The following is a 24,778-nucleotide window of genomic DNA, read 5'->3' as shown; positions in this document are numbered from 1 at the left end:
CCTGCATAGAAGTAAAAAGAGTAGAAAAAGATACTGCGCTACAGTTCACGATATGCGGGAAGGACAGAAAATATACGCAGAGAAGAAAGGAAGTGCACAATGGAAGAAGAAACAAAGCTGGAAACGCCGGAGGAAAAAACGCACCGGAAAGAACGGGAACGCTTCATGCGCCAGGCGATTACGCAGGCGAAGAAAGCGGAAAAGCTGATGGAAGTGCCGATCGGCTGTGTGATTGTGTACGAGGGAAAGGTGATTGCGCGGGGGTATAACCGCAGAAATACGGATAAAAACACGCTGTCCCACGCGGAACTGAATGCGATCCGGAAAGCCAGCAAAAAGCTCGGCGACTGGCGGCTGGAGGGCTGTACGTTGTATGTCACCCTGGAACCGTGCCAGATGTGCGCCGGTGCGATCGTACAGGCGAGAGTCAGCGAAGTCGTCATCGGCAGCATGAACCCGAAGGCGGGCTGCGCGGGATCGATCTTAAATATGCTGGAAATGCACGAGTTTAACCATCAGGTGAAGGTCGAGCGCGGCGTGCTGAAAGAAGAGTGCTCGGAGATGCTGAGTGCGTTTTTCAGGAGACTGCGGGTGGTGAAAAAGAAGAAAAAAGAAGAGAGGAAGAGGGCGGAAGAAGGGAAAGAATAAAAGGAGAGGCAGCATCGGGATGGGATGCTGCCTGAGGAAGATTATTTGTTTGAGTAAGTTGCACTTTCGAATATTTCCGTAAAAAATACAATCCCCGTATTTCTATCGGAAACCATCGAAAAAATCATTGACGAATCCCGAAAAAAGCACTATAATATATGATGTATTTGACAAAATACGGAGAAGTACCCAAGAGGCTGAAGGGTCTGGCTTCGAACACCAGTAGGTCGGAAACGGCGCAAGGGTTCAAATCCCTTCTTCTCCGCTATGCAAAAAAGAGACAGCAAAAAGATTGAAAAATCGAAAAAGCTGTCTCTTTTTCTGTGAGAAATTATGAAATAGATGCAAAACAAAAGAAACAAAGACAGAAAAAACATCGCCAGTTCACGAAAAGGGACCGATGCACAACAAAGCAAAATAAAAAGGAGAGACAATACATGGCGCAGTTACCACAGGAATTTCTGACCCGCATGCAGGACATGCTGGGCGATGAATTTGATGCATTTTTAACTTCCTACGACGCACCCCGCACAGCCGGGCTGCGTGTGAATACAAAAAAATGCCGGACCGAAGATTTCCCGCCGCTTGTTCCGGGAACGTGGAAGAAAATTCCGTGGATTCCAAACGGCTATTTCGTGCCGGACGGCATGCGCATGGGCCAGTCTCCGCTGTATGCGGCAGGCGTCTTCTATCTGCAGGAGCCAAGCGCCATGACCCCGGCGTCCCGCCTCCCGATCGAACCGGGTGAGCGTGTGCTCGATCTCTGCGCCGCACCGGGCGGCAAGGCAACCGAGCTGAATGCGCGCCTGAAAGGAACCGGCCTTCTCGTCGCCAATGACATCAGCAACGCCCGCGCCAAAGCACTGCTGCGCAATCTGGAGCTGTTCGGAAGCGAAAACGTGCTTGTCACCAATGAGACACCGGCAGGCCTTGCAGACGTATTCCCGGGCTTCTTCGATAAAATCCTCGTGGATACACCGTGCTCCGGCGAGGGCATGTTCCGGAAAGACGAGGCAGTCATCGGCACCTGGACCCCGGAGCGGCCGGATTTCTTTGCGGATCTGCAGCGCGAGATCACCTCGAATGCTGTCAAAATGCTGCGTCCGGGCGGCCTCATGATGTATTCGACATGTACCTTCGCCCCGCAGGAGGACGAGGGAACCGTTTCTTTCCTTCTGGAAAACTTCCCGGAAATGGAACTGATCGAGATGGAAGGCTACGAAGGTTTTTCAAAAGGCAATCCAGTCTGGGGAAACGGCGATCCGGAGATCGAAAAGACCGTGCGCATCTGGCCGCATAAAATGAACGGCGAGGGCCATTACCTTGCCCTGTTCCGCAAAAAAGGCGAAGCCATTCCTTATGAGACAGAAGAAAAACCGATCGAAAAGAAAAACAAAAAACAGAAAAACCGGAAAAAAGACCGCGGAACGGAAGCACCGGGTCCGTCGAAAGCAGAAAAACAGATCCTTTCCGATTTCCTGTCCCGGATGACAGCACCGATCCCGGTTGAGGAACTGGAAGTCCGCGCCGGAAAAGTATACCATTCCCCGTCCCTGCCGGATGGCGTGCGGAATCTTCATTTCCTGCGGAACGGTCTGTATCTCGGTGAACTGAAAAAAGACCGTTTCGAGCCGTCACAGCCGTTTGCCGTGACACTCTCCGCGGACAAGTTCAAAGATTACATGAATTTAAAGGCAGATGACGAGCGTACCGAAAAATATCTCCACGGTGAGACAATTTCCGTAGAGCCGGGAGAGACCGCATCGCCGTCGGGCTGGAAGCTGGTCTGCGTCGATGGATTCGGCCTTGGATGGGGCAAACTGGTCAATGGAACCTTGAAAAATAAGTACCCTGTTGGATGGAGAAAGTAGAAAAATCATGCCAGTTTTTGCAGGAAAAACGTCGAAATATTACAAAGTTATTAACAGAAATTAAAAAAGACTTTCATTTCAGACATACTTGTGTTATAATGGCAAAGTACGGCGGGAAAAAAGGCCCATTTTCCGCAGTAACTTGGAGTGACAATCAGCAACAGAACGTAATAAGTATGAGGTGTACGACATGAAAAAAAAGAAATTATTCAGCCTGGTTTTGGCCACAGTGCTTACGGCAGCAACCGTTCTGCCATGCTATGGTGCCAGTACAAAGGAGAAAATTTCAAATGCTCAGGCAGAACAGGCTGCCGCACAGTCTCAGCTTGACAGCATACAGAGCAGGATTGACGAACTCAATTCCAAAAAGGGACAATCAGAAGAATATCTTTCCGAACTGAACCAGCAGCTGGACGATCTGCAGAACCGTCTGCAGGAGCTTCAGGATCAGTATGATGCGAAGCAGAACGAACTGGTACAGATTCAGGCAGATCTGGAAGATGCAAAAGCAAAAGAAGAAGAGCAGTACGAGGCGATGAAGCTCCGTATCCAGTATATGTATGAAAATTCCTCCGGAAACGGATACATGGCAATGCTCTTTTCTTCCAAAAGCATTTCAGAGCTGATCAGCCGGGCAGAATACATACAGAAAATTTCCGATTTCGACCGCGATCTTATGCAGGAGTATGAGGACACGGTAGACCAGGTAAAAGAAAAAGAAACACAGGTGCAGGAAGAGCAGGCAGCGATCGTAGAACTGCAGCAGCAGAGCAGCGATCAGCAGGAAGCCATTCAGGAGCTGTACGCAGCAGCTTATCAGGAACTCCGTACCTACTCCGCAGAGCTGGACGATGCAAAATCCAGCGAGAGTGCACTGGTAGATGAAATCAACAGCAAAGCAGATGCAATCAATGACCTGATCCGTCAGGCGAAAGAAGAGGAGATTGCAGCGCAGAAGAAAGCAGAAGAGGAAGCAGCCGCAGCAGCCGCCGCACAGCAGGCTGCCGCAGAAGCTGAGGCTGAGGCCGCCAGAAAACAGGCAGCCGAGGCCGCAAGAGTCGCAGCCGCAGAAGCAGCAAATGCCGCAGCGAAAGCAGATACCGATACAAGCAGCAGCTCCGGAAGCAGTTCTTCGGACAGCAGCGCATCCTCCACGACAACGGGGAGTCCATCCGCGTCAGATACTTCCAGCAGCTCCTCCAGCGGAACATACCTTGGAAGATTTAAACTGACAGGCTATTGCTCCTGTTCCATCTGTACCGGACAGTGGTCCGGCGGATCCACCGCGAGCGGAACCACACCGACCGCCGGCAGAACGATCGCCATGGGCGGTGTACCATTCGGAACGAAACTGATGATCAACGGCCAGGTTTACACGGTAGAAGACCGCGGAACCGCTTACGGCCACGTAGACATCTTCTGCAGCAGCCATTCCGAGGCGCTGAGCTTCGGCGTGCAGTATGCAGATGTATATCAGCTGAGCTGAGAAACAAAGATAAGAGATATGCCGGAACAGAACTTCCGGCATATCTCTTTTTTTGACTTTCTCAGAAACTGTCATTCTAAAATAACACCAAAAAGGCCGCAAACCTGTGTAAAATGTACCTTTTGAAGCAATAATAAAAAAAATTAAAAAAAATTCAAAAAAGGTGTTGACATTCCTATAGACATCATATATAATAGCTATTGTTGACGGACGAGAGTTCAGAAAACAAATAAAATCGAAGCGTGGCTCAGTTTGGTAGAGCGCTGCGTTCGGGACGCAGAGGTCGTGGGTTCGAATCCCGTCGCTTCGACTGGAATGAAAATGCCGAAAGCCTTGACAATCAAGAGCTTCGGCATTTTTTCGTATGTCAGAAAGAGAACAGGAAACAGTACACGAGGAGGAAATTTTTGTGAAAGCATTATTTTTTGATATTGATGGAACGTTACTGAGTGAGATTACAAAAGAAATTCCGCAGAGCGCGCTCGATGCATTGAAAAAGACAGCGGAAAAAGGAAATCTTACGTTTATTAATACCGGCCGCACCTGGTCGGAGCTGCCCGAGGAGCTGAAAAAGCTTCCGTTTTCCGGATTTCTGTGCGGCTGCGGGACCTATCTGCGCCGGGACGGCGAAATTCTGATGCATCAGACGATTCCGAAAAAGCGCTGTGAGGAAATCCCGGTTATTTTAAAGGCGTGCAGGATCGGCATGATTCTGGAGGGAACGGATAATGTTTATTTTTCGTCGGAGGTATCCCGTTTTCGGGAGGTCGAGCAGACCCGTGCCTATTTCGCTGCTGTCGGAATCGGACTCGCGGAGACAGCGGAGACAAAAGGAATCATTTACGATAAATTTTGTATCGTAACCGATGCACAGTCTGATATAGAACGTATGTACCGTGAATTTGAGCAGGAGTTTGATATCATGGATCGCCGCGGCGGTGTATACGAAATCGTTCCGCACGGCTGCAGCAAAGGAACAGCTGTGGACTATGCGCTGAAACAGTTTCAGCTGGAGAAAGAAGATGCATACGTATTTGGCGACAGCAGCAACGACCTTACCATGTTCCGGTGCGGCGCACACACCATTGCGCTTGGAAAACATGATGAGGTTCTGGATCCGTACACAGAGTACGTAACCGATACCGTCGAGCGGGACGGCGTGGCAAAGGCGATGGAGCATTACGGATTGATCTGATAGAAAAACAGAAAAAAGAAAGCGAAGGGGCGCATTTGAAAAGAAATTTTCAGGTGCGCCCCTTTGGTTGCAATTTTCTGAAAAAGGAAACAAGAAAAGCAGCGTCTGAAAAGGTATGTGCATTGCAAAGTAAAAAATTTCGTGGTAATATAAAAATGAGTTTTTATGTATATTTGTAATGATACCAGGAGGTGAGCGTTCAGAAGTTCCATGGAAACAGAAAAAAATCAGATAAATAAAAAAAGCCTCAGATACCGTTTTACAGCAGGAACGATCGGAGTAAGTGTCTGGCAGCAGGAATGAATGCTCACTTGGCAAAGCCTATGAAAATTGAAAACATAAAGAGAATTTTGTATGAATATTGTGTGTAGTGGCTGCAACTTCTCAAATCCGTATACCTGTTTTTCACGTTTTGTAGGATATTATAACGTAAATGTAAAACTGGCAGGGACAGGTTCTCTGTATACAGATAAAAGCAGGATAATGAAGCATAAAACAGAGAGAGGATTTTTATAAAATGGAAAAGTATGAAGACAAAATATATTCTTTAGGTGAGGCTGTAACGGGACAGACACAGGCTATGTCACAGGCTATGTCACAGGCCGTACAGAAAACACTGGAAAATAATGGCGGGGTAGGTATAATGACAGGATCTTATGACCAAAACCTGTCTATTTTGTCTGTGAATAATCTGCTGTTGCATAGTACAGGATATACATTCGATACTTTCATGGAACAGACAAAAGGCTCATTGAGAAACTTCTTTTATGACGAGGAAGATAGACAGGAGCGAGACCATTTTTTGCAGCTTCACGGAACAGGGGAAGCACAGATCCTTACAGCAGACGGTACAGTGAAAAATGTACGGCTTTGTAAAGAGGATGCGACAGATGAGGCGGGCAGACAGATCTGGGTTATGTCCGTACAGGTCAACTGGGATCATGTAAATTTGACACTGCTCAATGAGGCTATCTGTTCCGGCTTCTGGTATTTTGACTGTGACGAAAACAGTGAGATTGTGAATGCAAACTGGAGTCATGAATTCCGAAAAATGCTTGGCTATCATGACACTCTGGACTTTCCGAATAAACTGGAATCCTGGTCAGATCTTCTGCATCCACAGGATAAAGAAAGAGTAATGGTGCAGCTTCAGGCGGCAATTAAGGATAAGACGAACCAGATAAAATACCAGGTAGAGTATCGTATGAGAATGAAGGATAATCAATACCAGTGGTTTCGGGCATCGGCAGAAGTAATACGCCGTCTGGATGGTTCTGCCAGCAGGATTGCCGGGATTTTTATTAATATTGATGCGGAAAAAAAAGAGGCCATGCAGGCACAAAAATCTGCTGCTTTCCACCGGGCTTTTACGAAAGCAGACCTGTGTGAGTATTATGTAAATCTGGAAGCGAATACTTTTGATACCTTTAAGGTTGAACCGTCCCTGATGACAGTCTTTGAACAGAGTCATACATGGGATGAACTGATCCGTCATTTTGTGGATTCCTATGTTGTGGAGACAGATAAGAAGGCGGTATCCTCTTTTTACGACCGTGGTTATATTGCAGAAAGGCTGAAGGGTCTGGAAACCGAATTGGCTTTAGAGTGCCGTATCACTCTGAATGGAGAAGAACGATGGGTCCGCAATGTGGTCATACGTGGCGAAATAGAGGATTCAGAATATGCCATGATCTTTCTGCGTGATATCACAGAGACAAAGGTAGAGAGCGCACGGCATCTGCAGATGGCAGCGGATAATGCTTCCATGGAGCAGATAATTCAGAGTATTGTGCGTCTGGTTGACCGCTTTGTTGTCTGTGATCTGGAAAATGACAGATATGAATTCTATAACCTGAATGGACAGATGCTATATAAACCTTTGGGATTCTATCATGATTTTCAGATGCAGGTTCTTGAAAAGTATAAGACACTGGAACCATTGGAAACTATGGACATCCTGATCGCACCGGAAAATATCCGGAAGAATCTGAAAAGTGAAAATGATATTTATAAGTTTGAGTACTGCAGCCTGGATGAAAAGACTTATAAGATCGCTTCTTATATTCCTTTGGAATGGAAGAATGGAAAGCTGGAAAAGGTATTGCTGGCATCCATGGATGTGACACAGGAGAAGAAAGCAGAGATTGAATCCCGTCAGGCACTGAAAGAGGCTTACCGGTCTGCAGAAAATGCAAACCGTGCGAAAACAGAATTCCTTTCCAATATGTCACACGATATCCGGACACCGATGAATGCCATTGTCGGCCTGACAGCAATTGCAGGAGCAAATATTGAGAGCCAGGACAGAGTCATTGAATGTCTCAGCAAAATTACAAAATCAAGCCGTCATCTGCTGGGGCTGATTAATGAAGTGCTGGATATGGCACGTATTGAAAGTGGAAAAATGACGCTGGCACAGGAGGATTTCAATCTGCCAGATCTGGTGGATAATCTTATAACACTCACAAAACCGGTGATTGATGAACATAAACACAATTTAGATATACACATTAATCACATTGAACATGAGAGTGTCTGTGGTGACAGCCTGAGAATCCAGCAGGTATTTGTGAATCTGATGAGTAATGCGGTCAAGTATACACCGGATGGCGGGAATATTACTTTTTCCATAGAGGAAAAGCCAAATGGATTTTCGGAACTTGGATGCTATGAATTTACGATTGAGGATAATGGGATCGGTATGTCACCGGAATTCCAGAAAATCATGTTTGATCCTTTCAGCCGCGCAGATGACCATCGGACAACCAGAGTCCAGGGAACAGGTCTGGGAATGGCAATCAGCAGAAATATTGTGAACCTGATGAATGGTAATATTAAAGTGGAAAGCACCTTACATAAGGGAACTAAAATTACAGTAACAATTTATCTGGAACTTCAGGAAAAAGAAAAAGAACAGGACAGAAATCTGATGAATCTACCTGTTCTGGTTGTGGATGATGATAAGACATGCTGTGAAAGTACAGTTGCCACATTGAAGGAGATTGGGATTACAGGCGAATGGGTTCTCTCCGGCAGAGAAGCCGTTGAGCGCTGTTATGCACATCATGAGCTAAAAAATGATTACTTTGCTGTTATTTTAGATTGGAAAATGCCGGATATGGACGGAATTGAAACAGCCAGACAGATCCGGAAACGGATAGGGAAAGAGATTACCATTATTGTACTGACATCTTATGAATTCAGTGAGATCGAAGAAGAAGCAAAGGCTGCAGGCGTAGATGCTTTTATTGCAAAACCGCTGTTCCGTTCCCGTTTGACGGCTACATTGCGGCAGTTTACTTCTGGCAGAAAAGAAAAAACAGCAAGAAATTATCTGGATGAGCTGTCTGAAGCAGATTACACAGGAAAAAGAATTCTGCTGGTCGAGGATAATGAGTTAAACAGAGAAATTGCTGTTGAAATTCTGCAGATGACCGGGGCGGAAGTGGAAACGGCAGAAAATGGAAAAATTGCAGTTGAAAAAGTAGAAGCTTCTCCGAAAGGCTTGTATGACCTTATTTTTATGGATATCCAAATGCCCGTCATGAATGGTTATGAGGCAACCGCAGCAATCAGGAGCCTTCCGGGTGAACAGGGAAAACTACCGATTGTTGCCATGACAGCAAATGCTTTTGCAGAAGATGTACAGCTGGCAAAAAATACAGGCATGAATGGACATATCGCGAAACCGCTGGATATGAATAAGCTGAATGATGTTCTGGAAAACTGGCTGTAATTGTTTCCCAATTATTGAATTAATGATTTTATCAGGAAAGAATGAGGAAAATACGAGGATGAAAAAGGCAAAACAATGTCTGATAGCATTACTGCCAGGTGTGCTTTTAACAATTACTGTTTTGTCTGGCTGTGGACAATCTCAAAAAGCAGTATCTAAAAATGACGATCACCTTACCGTGTATCTGTGGGAAAATCGTTTAATGAAAAATATTGTACCCTATATCCATGAGCAGTTTCCAGATCAGGATATTGAGTTTATTACCGGTAACAATGATACCGATTTATACAGCTATTTTGAGGAACATGGTGAACTGCCGGATATCATAACCGTACGTCGATTTTCTGGAAAAGATGCACAGGATCTGGAGCCATATCTAATGGATTTTGCTTCTTATGACGTGGTTTCCAGGTATTACTCCTATGCATTGCAATATTATAAAAATTCAAAAAATGAGATTCAGTGGCTTCCTATCTGCGGTATACCGCAGACGATTATTGCCAACAAGACATTGTTTGAACAGTATGGAATCAAGATACCGAAAAACTATAAGGAATATGCACAGGCATGCCAGCAATTTTATGATAATGGTATAAAACCGTATTCCCTGGATCTTGCAGAAGACTGGTCTGCTCATGAGGTGATTCAGACAGGTGCAATTGGGGAATTCATGAGTCTGGATGGAATCGAATGGAGAAGCTCAGCTGAAAGTGCATCAGGGGATATCGCGTTTGATGATGCGTTATGGAAACGTATTTTTTCAGAAACCAATACATTTTTGAAGGACTCACATTTTACAAGTGATGATATCAGCGTCGATATTAATACTGCAACGCAGATGTTCCTTGAGGGAAAAGCAGCAATGTTTCATGGTTATCCGGCACTTATGCAGGAATTTCAGGAACAGATGGATGCAGAATTAACTCGTATACCGTTTTTTTCACAGATTTCGGATGAAGCTTTTATAAATATGACCCCTTCTCTGAATATTGCATTTAACAAAGAACTGGAAAAAGATCAGGAAAAACTGGACCTGGCATTCGATGTCCTGGAGTGTATGATTTCAAAAGAAGGACAAACATTGATCGCAGATGGAAAGGGTGTAATTTCATTAAATGTAGATGTTCCAAACATGATGGAAGATGTACCTGGACTGGAAGATGAAATTAATAATAATTCTGTTTATATCCGATATTCTGCTCAAAAATCATTTTATGCCAGTCTTGAGGCTGTTCACGGATTATTGTCAGGGGAAATGGATGAAACACAGGCTTATGATGCTTTTCGCAGCACAATGAACAGTAAGGATTCAAAAGAAGAAACCACAGTTAATTTTGAAAATGAATATTCCATTTCGCTAAATGATAAAAACGGTCGTGATGCGGCATCTTCTATGTTAACTACGATTAGAGAAGAAAAGGATGCTCAGCTGGCTTTGGCACCATATTATTATTTTACTTCCTCCATTTACAAAGGGGAGTGTACCTGCAGCCGGGTTGGTCTGATGACAGCAAAGAGTTTAGATACACCATTATACCTGGCAAAAATCAATGGCAAAGAGATTTATGAACTTGCGGAGAAATATCTTGCTGATTCTGATGAGAAATTCCATATAACCAATAAATATGAATTACCAATTGCATCCGGTATGAAAATAATCGTTAGGCAGGAGGAAAACGGATTCTCATTAAAGGACATAGAAGTAAATAAGAAAAAAATAGACAAAGACAAGGAGTGCTCTATTCTTCTTACAGAAACCACAATGTCTGTTTTGAAAAAAATAAATCCGGAATGTGAGATCAGGCAGCTTGGTAACACAACATTATCAAGTGCATGGACCGCAGCAATGGAAAACGGACAGCAGCCGTCAGCACCGGAAGATTATATAGAGGTTGAAAAATAAAAGTGGGAACAGAACAGGCGAAAACAAAAAGAAAAAAGATGATAGTACCATTGTTCTTTTTAATTCTTATCTTTTTAAACTTAATTTTTGTAAAGCTCCTTTTGAACAGGATGAACAGCTATATCGCAGAAAACGGGAAAAGCAGTATGGGAGCAGTTGTTGAACAGATACAGCAGACCTATGATCTGCAGGTGAATGGATACTACAGTCGGCTGCATATGCTTGAGGATTTTCTTACTCAAGAGGGAGTGAGATCTATTGAACTGGATAGAAACAAGAAGTTCTTTGAGGCATGGCAGAAAGAATCTGAAAGTACACTTATATTTCTCCAGGAAAATGGAAAGGCAATAACCACTGATGGAACAAAACTTCGGGTTGACATGCCAAGTAAACTTTTGTTGGATTTGAGGAACGGATATAATATTGGAAAATTGGTTACTCTTGATTACAACCAGAAGAAAAAAGATGGTTATCTGGTTGCAATTCCATGTCAGGAATATACGATTAAGGGGGAAACTTATACGGCAATTGGAACCTTGTATGATCATTCAAAATTAGATTCCATGTTAAGTGTGAAAAGCTATAACGGGAATGCGTATCTGTTTATGCTGGATAACGACGGAAATATTACTTATACAAATCAGAAAGAAGATAAATTTTTCAGGAACTATTTCTTGTTAAAGCATTTAAAAGGAGATCAGGCTATCACTGAGGAAGAGGCTGATTCTCTTCAAAAAAAGCTGGATGGCAGAGAACAGGGGGTAGAACTTGTGGAAAGTGACAAACCTTACTATCTGGGATACTGTCCGATAGAAAATAATAACACCATGCTGATTTGTATTGTAGAAAAAAGTGTTGTAGATAATGTACTGAGAGATTATCAGAAAACAATAGTGTTTGAAACAATACTCATGGCAGGTTTTATACTTTTGCTTTTTGCCGGATTATTCTACAGTATTTCCAGACGCAGTCTTGCTGAGCAAAAAGCTGAATACGAAAAAAGAAATAATGAGATTCAGACGCAGGCAATGAAGGAAATGGAGGAGTCCAATAAAAAACTGAAAAAAGCAAAGAACATTACAACGGAAGCCTTGCAGACCGCTGAAAATGCAAATAAGGCGAAAACAGATTTCCTGTCCAATATGTCACATGATATTCGTACACCAATGAATGCAATTATCGGCATGACATCATTGATCAGACATGATGCCGGTAATAAAGCGAAAGTAATAGAGTATGCAGATAAAATAGACATTTCATCACAGCATCTGTTAGGAATCATTAATGATGTTCTGGATATGAGCAAAATTGAGGCAGGAAAAACAGTTTTTAAGTATACCGATTTTTCCATCTTGGATTTTATTACAGAACTCAATACCATATTCCATTCACAGATAGACGAAAAAAATCAGACTCTTACAATCATAAAAGAAAACATCCGGCACGAGTGGGTGAACGGAGATCAGGTTCATCTGATGCAGATTTTCAGCAACTTGGTTTCTAATGCAGTGAAGTACACGCAGGAAGGTGGAAAAATTCAGTTTCTGGTAGAAGAATGTGAGACAAAATCATCTGTCTACGCAAAGTACCGTTTCTTAGTCAGCGATAATGGCATGGGAATGTCGGCAGATTTCAAAGATACAATTTTTGATGCTTTTACTCGTGCTGAAAGTTCTATGACGAATAAGATACAGGGAACTGGTCTTGGAATGGCTATTACTAAAAATCTGGTTGAAGCAATGGGAGGCACCATTGATGTGGAGAGTGAACTGGGCCAGGGAAGCTGTTTTGAGGTTCTTATAGATCTGAGAATAGCAGAAGATAGATTTGTTTCTTCAGCAGAACAGGCAGAAAAGGATGAACCGGCTGGCAATGTCCTGAAAGAAATGAGGTTTCTGTGTGCAGAGGACAATGAGCTGAATGCAGAAATCCTGATGGAATTGTTAAAGATTGAGGGTGCAGAGTGTACAATCTGTGAAAATGGTAAAAGGGTCTTAGAGGCATTTGAGCAGTCTGCTCCGGGGGATTATGACATGATCCTGATGGATGTGCAGATGCCGGTTATGAATGGTTATGAGGCAACAAAAGCAATCCGAAGAAGCTCCCATGAACTGGCAAAGACAATTCCAATCATTGCTATGACCGCCAATGCGTTTTCTGAGGATATTCAGCATTCTCTGGCAGCCGGTATGAATGCCCATGTTTCAAAACCGGTTGAGATGAAGGTACTGGAAAAGACGATCAGAAGCATAAAATCCGGCGGGGGGCACCGAAATGCAGCTCATTGAACAGTGACAAATGGATATGGAAAAGAGCTGATGAAAGAATCTGGCATTGCCAGAACTTTCAATCAGCTCTTTTTTAGCATCAGTTCCCTCTTGACATTTTTTCATTTCCTGCTATACTTATCAAAAGTAATTACTAAAGATAACTAATTTTTAAACAGAAAGGAACCTTTTCCATGACACAGGAAAAATTAAAGCAGTTCCTGGATGCGTGTTTTGATGCAAAGCGTCTGATCGAGAAGCTCCCGGACCTGCCGGACGGTATGAAGCCGCGGCAGGTGCATGTGCTGGATGCGGTGAATGAGATTCAGAAAAAGCAGGGCTTCTGCCGCGTCAGCGACATCAGCAGCTATATGAACACAACGCTGCCGAGCATCACCAAGCTGGTGCAGGAACTGGAGGAGAGAAATCTTCTCGTGAAACAGGCGGATGAAAAAGATAAGCGCGTGATCAACCTGACACTGACCGAAGAGGGAAAAGAGTTTGTGGAACTCCGCGTGACGCACTTTCACGGGGAATGGGCATCCCGCCTGCCAGATCTGGACGACGCGGTGGTGGACGAATTTGTGCATGCAATCACACGGATGCAGGAAACGATGCCGGGAATAAAAGGAGTGAAAAACAATGGCAAAAGAAAATAAGAAAGAAGTATCGTTTGTAGAGGGACCGATTTTCCAGTCCCTGATCCGCTTTGCGCTGCCGGTGCTCGGCGCGCTGATTCTGCAGGCGGCTTACGGTGCGGTCGACCTTCTCGTGGTCGGCTGGTTCGGCGATGCGTCGAGTATTTCCGCTGTCGGAACCGGAAGCAACTTCATGCAGATGGTAACACTTATCATCACCAGCCTTGCGATGGGTTCGACCGTTATGATCGGCCAGCACATCGGCGAGGGCAAGCCGGATAAGGCCGGCAAAACCGTGGGAACCTCGATTGTTCTGTTCGCCATCATCGGTGTCGTCATGACGGTGATTCTGGAGCTGTTCGCAGGCCCGATCGCCAATATTTTACAGGTCCCGGCGGAGTCTTTTGACAAAACCGTCCTCTACCTGCGGATCTGTTCCGGCGGTATTCTGATCATCATCGCGTACAACGTCATCAGCAGCGTGCTTCGCGGAATCGGTAATGCAAATCTGCCGCTTTTATTCGTCGGCATCGCCTGCGCAGCCAATATTGCCGGAGATCTGTTCTTCGTCGGTGCGCTGAAACTGGACGTTGCGGGAGCAGCGCTTGCGACGGTTCTGGCGCAGCTTATTTCTGTCATCGCTTCCATGGGTGTGTTGAAAAAAGGCAATCTGCCGATTGAATTCAAAAAAGAAGACTGCCGCATCGACCGCGACGAGCTGAAGAAAGTCCTGAACGTCGGTGTGCCGATCGCGCTGCAGGAGACGACCGTACAGATTTCCTTCCTTGTGATCAACTCGATCATCAACGGCATGGGCCTTATGCCGTCCGCCGGATACGGTGTGGCGCAGAAGCTGACCTCGTTCATCATGCTGATCCCGTCCTCTGTGATGCAGTCTGTGTCAGCATTCGTGGCACAGAACACCGGAGCCGGAAAGAAAGACCGCGCGTGGAAGGGCTTCCTCACCGCAATCGCAACGGGCTGCTCTCTTGGAGTTGTGATTTTCTGCATCGGTTTCTTCGGTGGAAGTGTCATCTCCAGAATCTTCACGAGCGATCCGGCCGTTATCGAGCAGAGCGCCGCTTACCTGCGCGGTTTCGCACCGGAATGTATTCTGACCTGTGTGCTGTTCAGCAGCATCGGATACTTCAACGGCCGCGGCATCAGCATCCCGGTTATGATCCAGGGAATCACCTCCGCCTGCCTGATCCGTATTCCGCTGGCGCTGTTCTTCTCACACCTGCCGAATACGAACCTGACCTTCGTCGGCATGTCCACCCCGATCACAACCGTATACGGCATCTGCTTTTTCATGATCTGCTTTGCACGGTTAAAGAAAAAAGGGCAGATGTAATTGAATCAAACATAACAGAACTGCCTGGGAAACGGCACGGAGCGATCCGCGGTCTCCCAGGCAGTTTTTGGTATTGTTTGTCTGGAACTTTTTTGATACAATACAGACAGAAAGAGCGGAACCCTGTTCAGAAGGGACAGAACAGACGGAAAGGGGAAGAGGAGTGGATAACAGAGAAATCATCAATGAGACACTGGTCCATCTGTTTCACGAGATACAAAAACTGGAAGAAGAGGCGATCATCACCGAGGATTTCAAGGATCTGACGAACAACGATATGCACATCATAGAAGCCGTCGGCCTGGAGGGCGGCAATATGTCATCGATCGCGGCAAAGCTCGACATCACGGTCGGATCGCTGACAACGTCGATGAACAGTCTGGTGAAAAAAGGCTACACCGAGCGGGAGCGCAGCGAGAAGGACCGCCGGATCGTCTACATCCACCTGACCGGAAAGGGACGGCAGGCATTCCATCATCACGCAAAATTCCACGAGCAGATGACGGATGCCGTGATGGCGGAACTCGGAGAAGAGGAAGTGCAGGTGCTCGGGAAAACGCTGAAAGCGCTGACGGACTTCTTTCGGTCATATAAAAAATAGAAACAAAAAGGCTTTTGCAGCCGGGACAGAATCAGAAAAATCTGTCCGGTATGCAAAAGCCTTTTTCGCATGGAAACGCATAAAAAAATGCTATTTTTCTACGCCGTTCTTCTCACAGATATCCGCGAGCACACACCGTTCACAGTGCGGTGTCGTCCGCGCAGTACAGACCTCGCGTCCGTGCTCCACAAACCGGTGGCAGAGCGAGCTTCCTTCTTCCGGCGGCACAATTTTCCAGAGTGCCATCTCCACCTTCTTCGGATCCTTGCAGTCATGCACGAGCCCGATGCGGTTGCACAGCCGGATGCAGTGCGTATCCGTCACAATCGCAGGCTTTTTGAATACATCGCCCATAATCAGGTTCGCACTTTTCCGTCCCACGCCCGGGAGCTTCAAAAGTGCGTTAAAGTCATCCGGCACCTGGCTGTGGTACTCGTCGCGCAGCATGCGCATGCAGGCGTTGATGTCGCGTGCCTTGCTCTTTCCAAGACCGCACGGCCGCACAATTTCCTCGATTTCCTCCGGTGTCGCGTTTGCCAGCGCATCGATATCAGGATACTTTGCGTAGAGATCCTCCACCACAACATTGACCCGCGCATCGGTGCACTGTGCGGCCAGGCGGACACTGACGAGCAGCTTCCACGCCTGGTCATAGTCAAGCGTACAGTCGGCGTCAGGATATTCTTGTTTCAAACGTTCAATGACGGCAAGCGCCAGTTCTTCTTTTGTCATCGTGTTAAACTCCCATTCTCAAAGATATTAAAACAGCGAAAGCTATCAGGATCCTTTCTCGCGTGCTGCCTTCCGAAGCTGCAGCGGCGTCGTGTGAAACCGCTCGCGGAAGAGGCGGTGAAACAGCTTATCGTTTGTAAAACCATGCTTTTCCGCGAGCGTGCCGACCGGCAGATCCGTGGCGATCAGGTCGCGGTAGATGCGGGAAAGACGGTAGGAATTCAAGTATTCCAGATACGTCGTTTCCATGTTCTGGCGGAAGAACCGGCAGAAATATTCCGGCTGCAGCGAGACAACATCGGCAGCCTCCTTCAGCGTAATCGGCCGCTGGTAATTTTCCTGCGTGTACGTCAGAATCGTATCGAGCCGTGTCTGCGTCCGGGAGCTCATCGGGTGGTGCGCAAGCGGGCTCTTCTCAGAAAATTTCGTGTAGAGCAGATCGAGAAACGTAAAAAGCTCCCGCTGGAATGTCAGCAGATAGCCGTCGGGCATTTCCTCATGAAGCTGCATCATCGAAAGCAGAAGACGCCGGAACTGGCTGATATTTTTCTGCACTTCCGGATTCGTACTGTCGTAGTCAATCGAGAACCAGAGCTGTGACGGATCAGGCAGATAGTTCGCAAGGAACGCATCCGGAATCTGCATCAGAATCGAGCGGTTTCCCGTGGACGGACAGCGCGCCGTGTGGATACGCCCGGAATTGATCAGCAGAAATTGACCCGGAAGGACGGTCTTGGTGCGGTCCGAGAGCGTGACAATGGAGGAACCCTCCAGAATATAAATAATTTCCAGCGCGTCGTGCCAGTGCGGCGGCGAAAAACTGCCGAAATCGTCGGTTACACGAAATTCGATGCTGCGGTTCGGCTGCAGCGTGATGTGTTCCTGGCGTGTCTGGCGCGGCAGATGATCTTTGCGTGGCATAAAAAACTCCTTTTTTGTTCAACTTAGTGTATCACTATCTTATCACGAAACCCCCGAATTGGGTATAGCAATTTTTGCATGAAGTTGTTATAATAAATGAACACAAAGCCACGTCACATACGGCTTCGTGCAAACTCAATCTAAAGAAAAGTGAAGGAAGAAAACGTATGTATCAAGTATGGAGTAACTTTTTAAATCCCGGCCAGATCGCCATGCTGGGAATCGTGGTCACCTTTCTGCTGACCTTTCTGGCGTTAAAGCATCCATTTTCCTTTCTGCCGAGCGATCACGGCAGAGAATTTGCCGTAAACGGCGGCCTCTCCCGCGGAAAACTGCGCGGCGTCGGCCTCGTGATCGTCATCTGTTTCCTGATCGGAAGCGTATTGTTCCTGCCTCTTGGCGCCGAGTATGTGATCTACGCGATCCTGCTCGTCTGCATCATGCTGAGCGGCTACCTCGATGATGCATCCGAAACCCCGTGGAGCGATTACAAAAAAGGCGCGATTGACCTCGTCATCTCCATTGTGACCGTCATCACCTTTGTGAATTACAATTCCACCACGATCTGCTTCGGAAGCATGTCCCTTACCATTCCGAAAGTGGTCTACATAATCCTCGGCATCATCCTGATCTGGATTTCGATCAACGTTACAAACTGTTCCGACGGTGTCGACGGACTCTGCGCGAGCCTTTCCTGCGTGGTTATCTTCGCGTTCAGTATGATTTTCCACGATGTCCTTGGAAGCTTCACCGTAGCCAATTACCTGTTCGTGGCAGCGCTTCTCGCGTACCTGTATTTCAACACCTCGCCGAGCAGCATGCTGATGGGAGACGCCGGTTCGAGAGCACTTGGTTTCTACATCGCCATCCTTGCCATGCAGTCCCGCCATCCGTTTTTATATCTGCTGATGGCAGGCGTGATGATCGTCGACGGAGGAATCGGTCTTGTCAAAGTATTTTTACTCCGTTTCCTGAAAATCGCAATCCTCAAAAATACAAGAACACCGCTGCATGACCATGTCCGCCTGAAATACAAGTGGTCCGACAGTCAGGTTGTGATCCGCTTTGTGATCCTGCAGATCCTGCTGGCCGTCATTGCGTATCTGATTGCAGCATAAGAAAAAACAGAAGAGAAACGGGAGTGTGTCTTTTGCAGACGTCTGCGGGGCACACTCCCGTTTTGCATCCCAGCCCCCGAATACACCAAAAAGATAGAAAAAGATAATATCGCCGTATTTTTTCACAGAATCCGCCCTGTTTTCGAAAGCAAGAGTGTGGTAGTATAAAATTACCAAAAAACGTCAGCCCGAAACAATAATTCTGTAAAGATTGATGAAAAGAAAGTGCTTTCAGCTATCTGTTTCAGGCTCATCCAATCAGGAGGTAATGAAAAGATGAAATTCACAGAAGGTTACTGGCTTCCGAGTGAAAAAGCAAATGCATCCCATGCAATGCAGGCTTATGAAGTAGAGCAGATCCCAGGCGGTATGCGTATCCTGGCTACCACCCGCCCGATCGAGCACAGAGGTATGACCCTGAACCTGCCGACCATCACCGTTGAGTTCGTAGCACATACACCGGACACCATCTCCATGGAGGCATGGCACTACGAAGCCTACGACAACAAAGTTCCGTCCTTCGACAAAACAGAGAGCGTATACGAGGACGTAACTGTAACGATCAACGAGGATGAGGCAGTTCTTGATACCGGAAGCGTACAGGTCCGCGTACAGAGAAAAGGTGTCTTTGCTTACACCTTCGAGGCAGATGGAAAAGTTCTGACCGGAAGCGGCTTCCGCAACCTTTCCTATATCAGATGGGACCGTCAGCAGAGCACCATGCTGCCAGCCCAGAATTACATGACCGAAAAATATCAGCCATATATGGTAAGCGAGCTCTCCCTTGGCGTCGGCGAGTGCGTATACGGCCTTGGCGAGAGATTTACTCCATTCGTAAAAAACGGACAGGTTGTAGACACCTGGAACGAGGACGGCGGTACGGCATCCGAAATCGGCTACAAATGCGTACCGTTCTACATGACAAACAACGGCTACGGTATTCTCGTTGACAGTACCGACAACGTTTCCTTCGAAGTAGCAAGTGAAAAAGTTGAGTATGTCGGCTTCTCCGTACCGGGCGAGAGAATCAAATATTATCTGTTCCACGGCCCGTCACCGAAGAAGATCATGAACGAGTACACCGCACTGACCGGCCGTCCGGCACTTCCTCCGGCATGGTCCTTTGGTCTGTGGCTGTCCACATCCTTCACCACCAACTACGACGAAGAGACCACCACATCCTTCATCGAGGGAATGGAAAAGAGAAATATTCCGCTGAGCGTTTTCCACTTCGACTGCTTCTGGATGCACGAATTCCACTGGTGCGATTTTGAGTGGGACAAGAAATGCTTCCCGGATATCCGCGCAACCTTAAAGAAATATCACGACAAAGGTCTTCACATCTGTGCATGGATCAACCCGTATATTGCACAGGGAACCGCATTCTTCAAAGAGGGTGCAGCAAACGGCTATCTGCTGCAGAGAGCAGACGGAAAAGGCGTATGGCAGACCGACAACTGGCAGGCAGGTATGGGCCTTGTGGACTTTACCAACCCGGATGCGGTTAAATGGTATACCGATAAACTGAGAACTGTTCTGGACTGCGGTGTAGACTGCTTCAAGACCGACTTCGGCGAGAGAATCCCGGTTGATGTTGTATACCACGACGGAAGCGATCCGCAGGCAATGCACAACTACTATACATACCTGTACAACCAGGCAGTATTCAACCTGTTAAAAGAAGTAAAAGGCGAGAACGAGGCAGTTCTGTTTGCAAGAAGTGCAACAGCAGGAAGCCAGAAATTCCCGGTACACTGGGGCGGCGACTGCTCTGCAAACTATCCGTCCATGGCAGAAACGCTGCGCGGCGGCCTTTCCTTCGCCATGAGCGGCTTCTCCTTCTGGAGCCATGATATCTCCGGATTCGAGAGCACCGCAACACCGGATCTGTACAAGAGATGGTGCGCATTTGGACTGATGTCTACCCACAGCCGTCTGCACGGATCCACAAGCTACCGTGTGCCGTGGCTGTTCGACGAAGAGTCCTGCGACGTAGTAAAATTCTTCACCAACCTGAAATGCTCGCTGATGCCGTACATTTTCCAGAAATCTGTAGAGGCACACGAGGAAGGAACCCCGGTAATGCGCCCGATGGTATTCGAGTTCATGAACGACCCGGCCGTTCCGTATCTGGATCAGCAGTACATGCTGGGTGATGCCCTTCTGGTAGCACCTGTCTTCCGTGAGGACAAGGTAGCACAGTACTATCTGCCGGAAGGCACCTGGACAGAACTTCTGACCGGCGAGACAAAAGAAGGCGGCAGATGGTTCCAGGGAACCTATGACTACTTCTCCATGCCGCTGTATGTAAGAGAAAACAGCATCGTAGTCAGAGGAAACTGCGACACCAAACCGGATTATGACTACGCGGACCATGCAAACGTATGCGTATATCAGTTAAAAGACGCAGCTGAGACAAAGGTTTCGGATATCCACGGAAACACCGTATTCACCGTGAAAGCAGTCAAAGACGGCGATGCAGTGAAAGTATCCGTAGAAGGCGCACATACCGAACTGAAAGTAGAAGTATTCGTCGGAAACGAGAAGAAAGAGGCTGTGCTGGCAGCAGATGCGAACGAAGTTGTTGTTGCATAAGCATCGGAATGTAAGAATATAGGGAGGGAGAGGCACGGAAAAGCAAATTTTTCTGTGACCTCTCTTTTCAAAAAAGGAGAATAAAACAATGCGTTTTCAGACAAAAAATGGTGTGTTAATTGCACAGGCAAACGGAGAAACACTGCGGATTGAGCCGTGGGGAAAAGATTCCTTACGTGTCCGCGCAACGATGCTTCCGGGATTTTCCGGAAAGGACTGGGCGCTGACCGAAGTGCCGGAAAAAACAGAGGCAAAAGCAGAGCAGTTTGCGGTCGATCATCTGGAAATCGACGGATCGATGGGAAAAAGAACCAGCGCATCGATCACCAATGGAAAAATCTGTGCTGTAGTCAACTTTGCAGGAGTTATCACCTTCTACAAAGAAGATCAGGAAATTTTAAGAGAATATCACCGTTGCTACGACGGAACGATCAGCAAAGAGAGCCGCTGCTTAAAAACGGTCAACCGTGAGTGGAAAGGTGTGATCGGCGGAAGCGAATACAGCCTGAACCTGAAATTTGAGAGCAACGACGAAGAGAAAATTTTCGGAATGGGCCAGTATCAGCAGAAATACATGGATCTGAAGGGATGCACCCTGGAGCTGGCGCAGCGGAACTCCCAGATCAGCGTACCATTCGCCGTATCCAGCTTAGGATATGGTATGCTGTGGAACAATCCGGCTGTCGGACAGGTAACCTTCGGAAAGAACTACACAGAATGGACTGCACGCTCGACCAAAGATATGGACTACTGGCTGACCGCAGCCGATACACCGAAAGAGATCCTGGAAAATTACACCGCAGTGACCGGCCGCGCGCCGAAATTCCCGGAGGACCGTATGGGCCTGTGGCAGTGCAAGCTGCGCTACCGTACGCAGGAGGAAGTGCTTGAAGTGGCACGCCGCTACCAGAAGGAAGGCATCAAAATCGATCAGATTGTCATCGATTTCTTCCACTGGACCGTACAGGGCGACTGGAAATTCGATGAAAAATACTGGCCGGATCCAAAAGCCATGGTGGACGAACTGCATTCCATGGGAATCAAAGTTATCGTTTCCGTATGGCCAAGCGTAGACCGGAAGAGCGAGAATTTCTGGCCGATGCTGGACCGCGGCCTGCTGATTAAAACAGAGCGCGGCGCCCTGCAGACGTATGATTTCCAGGGGGACTGCGTGGAAATCGATGTGTTCAACCCGGAAACCAGAAAATACGTCTGGGAAGTCTGCAAGAAAAACTATTATGATTTTGGAATCGATGCCTTCTGGCTGGACAACTCAGAACCGGATTTCGGCGTTTACGATTTCGATCATTACCGCTATATCGACGGACCTGCTCTTTCCTGCAGCAATATCTATCCGCAGCTGTACAGCCGTGTCTTCTATGACGGCATGAAAGCAGAAGGAGAAGAAAATATTGTAAACCTGCTTCGCTGCGCCTGGGCCGGAAGCCAGAAATACGGAAATGTTGTATGGTCCGGCGATGTGCCGAGTACCTTTGAAGCCTTCTATGATCAGCTCCAGGCCGGCCTTAATATGGGTCTTGCCGGCATTCCATGGTGGACAACCGATATCGGCGGCTTTATGACAGATGATGTCAACGACCCGGATTTCCAGCAGCTTCTGATCCGCTGGTATGAGTTTGCCGTTTACTCTGCTGTTTTCCGTATGCACGGCGACCGCGGACCGCACAACATTCCACCGCTCGATGACCGTGATTTTGGCGGCGGCTACCTGTATACCGGCCAGTCCAATGAACTGTGGAGCTATGGAGAAGAAAATTACCGGATCATGAAAAAATATTACGACATCCGCATCAGCATGCACGATTACATCAAACAGCTGTATGACGAAGCATCCGAAAACGGTTCTCCGCTGATCCGTACCATGTTCTACGAGTTCCCGGATGACAAAAAATGCTGGGAGCTGCAGGATCAGTATATGTTCGGAAGCGAATACCTGGTAGCGCCGATTTTCCATCTGAACGAGTTTGAGCGTGAAGTATATCTTCCGGAAGGACGCTGGGAAGACACCAGAGACGGAAAAGTGTACGAAGGCGGACAGACCGTTCTTGCCGCCGCACCAATCGATTCGATTCCGGTATTTAAGAAAATGGCATAAGATCGTGTAAAAAGGTCAAAAAAGAAAACAGTACAGAAGACACACACAGCGTGGGGACTTTTCTGTACTGTTTTCTTTTCGACTCTAACTGCGCATCAGATATCCATATTTGCGCATCTGTCGGCGTATGATCTGCTCAACACGCTGGCGGATTTCCAGAGGATAGTAATCGGCCAGAGAAGCCAGTTCCGTGCAGACATCTTTTGCAGTAAAGGAAAAGTGAAGCTGGATACCGTATAATTCCTCCGCAGCATCCAGCTGTGTATCAAAATCAGAGCTGAAAGGTTTGGCTTCGATGCGTTCTATACAGACATCCATCGGCAGATCCAGAGGATAGTCATTGCTAATGTCTGCAAACAGGCATAAACCCTGATCGAATAGAGGACTTGGAGAATATTGCTCTGTTTCTGTATCATATAGAACAGCGATGTTGTTGGTGTGCCGGTCTTCGTTTAGAAAGAAGGCATCAATTTCCAGCATAGCGGTCAGATATGCACCGAAATTCTGAATTCCCGTCATGTGTTCCATCTGATCTGCCAGAAAACGAATGCGTTCCGCCGGTTCTGAAAAAGCAGCAAGCGTGATTGCCAGACTGTCTCCGGTATTCTGGCGGTACAGTTTTTCCAATGGGATCAGCATCTGATTTGTTTTTAGAAAATCAGGACTGGAACAGCCACTGCGGAGAGTGCCGCGGTATGCAATCCGAACAGGCTGATACAGGACAAACGGGTGGGAAAGAGTGCTTTTTTGCAGTAAATGAGACACCAGTGTCTCCGAGAGTCCCTCATATCCCATATAGTCGGATTTGTACCAGATATTACCGATTTTCCACTTGAGCTGGTCCCCTTTTGAGGTGTGATCTGTTTTTTTGACAGGCAGCTGATGATCAAGACGGATCTGTTCCATGGCGTGCCTCCTTATTCTTCAGAATCAGGATCCATTGCTCGTCACCGGCCATTCGCCCATCTGTTTTTTCAATGATAAGCAGCGGATCATAAAAGGGAAGTCCCATTTCTTTTAAAATATCTTTGGCATGATCGCGTGTTTGGGGAAAACAGCGGCTTTCCAGAAACCAGGTAAAATCATCCCAGGTCGGATGCTCCACAACGCCAAAGGCACGAAGCGGAATTTTTTTTGTGTAATTCTGGATTGCAATTTTCTCATGACGGAAGTCGATATCAATCGTTGTGCAAAGCTGATCGCGGTAAAGAAAACACATCCGCGTTTTGACATCGGGATCCGTGCTGAAACAGTGAGCACGGGCAATTTGATTGTATACTGTCTGCCTGCTGACCTGAAAGGTGCGCGCGATCTCGGCAATACTTTTTCCCTGCTGCTGCATGGCAGCCATCTGAATGATTTGCGGCAGCGAAAAAGCAGGTTTTCTTCCAGCTGCATGGCGCAGGGCTTCTTTTTTGGCTAACTGCTGGTATTGTTCCGCGTCCTTGGAAAGCCTGCGCAGCTCCTTTGGATCTGTTGTTCCAAAGATCTCGTAAATCTGCTGCTCAAATGTGTTTTTCATGCAATCACCTCGTTTCTGCCATTACTGTATCACAGAGATCTGAAAGCGTCAAGAAATCATTTATTGACAAAAAAC

17 protein-coding genes and 2 tRNA genes are annotated in these 24,778 nt (G+C 47.0%); 15 read left to right on the top strand and 4 right to left on the bottom strand.

The window, feature by feature from the left end; genetic code table 11:
- Positions 1–99 precede the first annotated feature (99 nt).
- The 12 genes from tadA (at position 100) to DW743_RS12085 (ending at position 15,699) form a co-directional block, all read left to right on the top strand.
- Positions 100–648: a tRNA adenosine(34) deaminase TadA gene (tadA, locus tag DW743_RS12140; protein ID WP_022461309.1), complete on the top strand. Its 549-nt coding sequence runs from the start codon at positions 100–102 to the stop codon at positions 646–648.
- A 179-nt stretch (positions 649–827) separates the two neighbouring features.
- A tRNA-Ser gene (locus tag DW743_RS12135) sits at positions 828–913 on the top strand.
- Between the two features lie 172 nt (positions 914–1,085).
- The gene (locus tag DW743_RS12130; protein ID WP_117761689.1) at positions 1,086–2,519 is read left to right on the top strand and encodes an RsmF rRNA methyltransferase first C-terminal domain-containing protein; all 1,434 of its coding nucleotides are present in this window, start codon (positions 1,086–1,088) and stop codon (positions 2,517–2,519) included.
- 190 nt (positions 2,520–2,709) lie between these two features.
- The gene (locus DW743_RS12125) at positions 2,710–4,005 is read left to right on the top strand and encodes a PcsB-like coiled-coil domain-containing protein (protein ID WP_117761688.1); all 1,296 of its coding nucleotides are present in this window, start codon (positions 2,710–2,712) and stop codon (positions 4,003–4,005) included.
- A 236-nt stretch (positions 4,006–4,241) separates the two neighbouring features.
- A tRNA-Pro gene (locus DW743_RS12120) sits at positions 4,242–4,315 on the top strand.
- Positions 4,316–4,414: 99 nt separating this feature from the next.
- Positions 4,415–5,200 carry a Cof-type HAD-IIB family hydrolase gene (locus tag DW743_RS12115; protein WP_022461306.1) on the top strand — a complete coding sequence of 262 codons (786 nt, stop codon included), beginning with the start codon at positions 4,415–4,417 and terminating at the stop codon, positions 5,198–5,200.
- A gap of 517 nt (positions 5,201–5,717) precedes the next feature.
- On the top strand, positions 5,718–8,936 hold the full coding sequence (locus DW743_RS12110; protein WP_117761687.1) for a response regulator: 3,219 nt from the start codon (positions 5,718–5,720) through the stop codon (positions 8,934–8,936).
- 58 nt (positions 8,937–8,994) lie between these two features.
- Positions 8,995–10,839 carry an ABC transporter substrate-binding protein gene (locus DW743_RS12105; protein ID WP_117761686.1) on the top strand — a complete coding sequence of 615 codons (1,845 nt, stop codon included), beginning with the start codon at positions 8,995–8,997 and terminating at the stop codon, positions 10,837–10,839.
- A 146-nt stretch (positions 10,840–10,985) separates the two neighbouring features.
- Positions 10,986–13,127: an ATP-binding protein gene (locus tag DW743_RS12100; RefSeq protein WP_117761708.1), complete on the top strand. Its 2,142-nt coding sequence runs from the start codon at positions 10,986–10,988 to the stop codon at positions 13,125–13,127.
- A gap of 173 nt (positions 13,128–13,300) precedes the next feature.
- The gene (locus DW743_RS12095; protein ID WP_022463031.1) at positions 13,301–13,765 is read left to right on the top strand and encodes a MarR family winged helix-turn-helix transcriptional regulator; all 465 of its coding nucleotides are present in this window, start codon (positions 13,301–13,303) and stop codon (positions 13,763–13,765) included.
- Positions 13,749–15,098: an MATE family efflux transporter gene (locus DW743_RS12090; protein ID WP_022463032.1), complete on the top strand. Its 1,350-nt coding sequence runs from the start codon at positions 13,749–13,751 to the stop codon at positions 15,096–15,098. Before DW743_RS12095 ends, DW743_RS12090 begins: the two co-directional genes overlap by 17 nt.
- Before the next feature lie 163 nt (positions 15,099–15,261).
- Positions 15,262–15,699: a MarR family winged helix-turn-helix transcriptional regulator gene (locus DW743_RS12085; RefSeq protein WP_022463033.1), complete on the top strand. Its 438-nt coding sequence runs from the start codon at positions 15,262–15,264 to the stop codon at positions 15,697–15,699.
- A 90-nt stretch (positions 15,700–15,789) separates the two neighbouring features.
- On the opposite strand, the gene DW743_RS12080 is transcribed toward DW743_RS12085, so the two are convergent.
- Positions 15,790–16,431, bottom strand: a complete 642-nt coding sequence (locus DW743_RS12080; protein WP_022463034.1) for an endonuclease III domain-containing protein — start codon at positions 16,429–16,431, stop codon at positions 15,790–15,792.
- 45 nt (positions 16,432–16,476) lie between these two features.
- A complete protein-coding gene (locus DW743_RS12075; protein ID WP_022463035.1) occupies positions 16,477–17,352 on the bottom strand; it encodes an AraC family transcriptional regulator in 876 nt (291 codons plus the stop codon).
- A 167-nt stretch (positions 17,353–17,519) separates the two neighbouring features.
- On the opposite strand from DW743_RS12075, the gene DW743_RS12070 reads away from it, so the two are divergent.
- From DW743_RS12070 to DW743_RS12060, 3 genes are all read left to right on the top strand, one after another.
- Entirely contained in the window at positions 17,520–18,470 is a 951-nt protein-coding gene (locus DW743_RS12070; protein ID WP_117761685.1) for a phospho-N-acetylmuramoyl-pentapeptide-transferase, read from the top strand.
- A gap of 276 nt (positions 18,471–18,746) precedes the next feature.
- On the top strand, positions 18,747–21,065 hold the full coding sequence (yicI, locus tag DW743_RS12065) for an alpha-xylosidase (RefSeq protein WP_117761684.1): 2,319 nt from the start codon (positions 18,747–18,749) through the stop codon (positions 21,063–21,065).
- Between the two features lie 88 nt (positions 21,066–21,153).
- A complete protein-coding gene (locus DW743_RS12060; protein WP_117761683.1) occupies positions 21,154–23,181 on the top strand; it encodes a glycoside hydrolase family 31 protein in 2,028 nt (675 codons plus the stop codon).
- An 84-nt stretch (positions 23,182–23,265) separates the two neighbouring features.
- Here DW743_RS12060 and DW743_RS12055 read toward each other — a convergent pair whose 3' ends face one another.
- Together DW743_RS12055 and DW743_RS12050 are read right to left on the bottom strand one after the other, a co-directional pair.
- Positions 23,266–24,087, bottom strand: a complete 822-nt coding sequence (locus DW743_RS12055; RefSeq protein WP_117761682.1) for a hypothetical protein — start codon at positions 24,085–24,087, stop codon at positions 23,266–23,268.
- Entirely contained in the window at positions 24,068–24,703 is a 636-nt protein-coding gene (locus DW743_RS12050; protein ID WP_117761681.1) for a helix-turn-helix domain-containing protein, read from the bottom strand. Before DW743_RS12050 ends, DW743_RS12055 begins: the two co-directional genes overlap by 20 nt.
- Positions 24,704–24,778: the final 75 nt, after the last annotated feature.

It is taken from the genome of Blautia sp. AM28-27, assembly GCF_003480905.1.
Classification (GTDB): Bacteria; Bacillota; Clostridia; order Lachnospirales; family Lachnospiraceae; genus Fusicatenibacter; species Fusicatenibacter saccharivorans.
The sequence above is the reverse complement of the archived record's forward strand: the minus strand, read 5'-3'. Positions and strand labels throughout refer to the sequence as shown.

Coding starts and splice junctions, on each gene's coding strand:
- tadA (WP_022461309.1), top strand. CDS start 100: ATGGAAGAAGAAACAAAGCTGGAAACGCCGGAGGAAAAAACGCACCGG.
- DW743_RS12130 (WP_117761689.1), top strand. CDS start 1,086: ATGGCGCAGTTACCACAGGAATTTCTGACCCGCATGCAGGACATGCTG.
- DW743_RS12125 (WP_117761688.1), top strand. CDS start 2,710: ATGAAAAAAAAGAAATTATTCAGCCTGGTTTTGGCCACAGTGCTTACG.
- DW743_RS12110 (WP_117761687.1), top strand. CDS start 5,718: ATGGAAAAGTATGAAGACAAAATATATTCTTTAGGTGAGGCTGTAACG.
- DW743_RS12105 (WP_117761686.1), top strand. CDS start 8,995: ATGAAAAAGGCAAAACAATGTCTGATAGCATTACTGCCAGGTGTGCTT.
- DW743_RS12100 (WP_117761708.1), top strand. CDS start 10,986: ATGGGAGCAGTTGTTGAACAGATACAGCAGACCTATGATCTGCAGGTG.
- DW743_RS12095 (WP_022463031.1), top strand. CDS start 13,301: ATGACACAGGAAAAATTAAAGCAGTTCCTGGATGCGTGTTTTGATGCA.
- DW743_RS12090 (WP_022463032.1), top strand. CDS start 13,749: ATGGCAAAAGAAAATAAGAAAGAAGTATCGTTTGTAGAGGGACCGATT.
- DW743_RS12080 (WP_022463034.1), bottom strand. CDS start 16,431: ATGACAAAAGAAGAACTGGCGCTTGCCGTCATTGAACGTTTGAAACAA.
- DW743_RS12075 (WP_022463035.1), bottom strand. CDS start 17,352: ATGCCACGCAAAGATCATCTGCCGCGCCAGACACGCCAGGAACACATC.
- DW743_RS12070 (WP_117761685.1), top strand. CDS start 17,520: ATGTATCAAGTATGGAGTAACTTTTTAAATCCCGGCCAGATCGCCATG.
- yicI (WP_117761684.1), top strand. CDS start 18,747: ATGAAATTCACAGAAGGTTACTGGCTTCCGAGTGAAAAAGCAAATGCA.
- DW743_RS12060 (WP_117761683.1), top strand. CDS start 21,154: ATGCGTTTTCAGACAAAAAATGGTGTGTTAATTGCACAGGCAAACGGA.
- DW743_RS12055 (WP_117761682.1), bottom strand. CDS start 24,087: ATGGAACAGATCCGTCTTGATCATCAGCTGCCTGTCAAAAAAACAGAT.
- DW743_RS12050 (WP_117761681.1), bottom strand. CDS start 24,703: ATGAAAAACACATTTGAGCAGCAGATTTACGAGATCTTTGGAACAACA.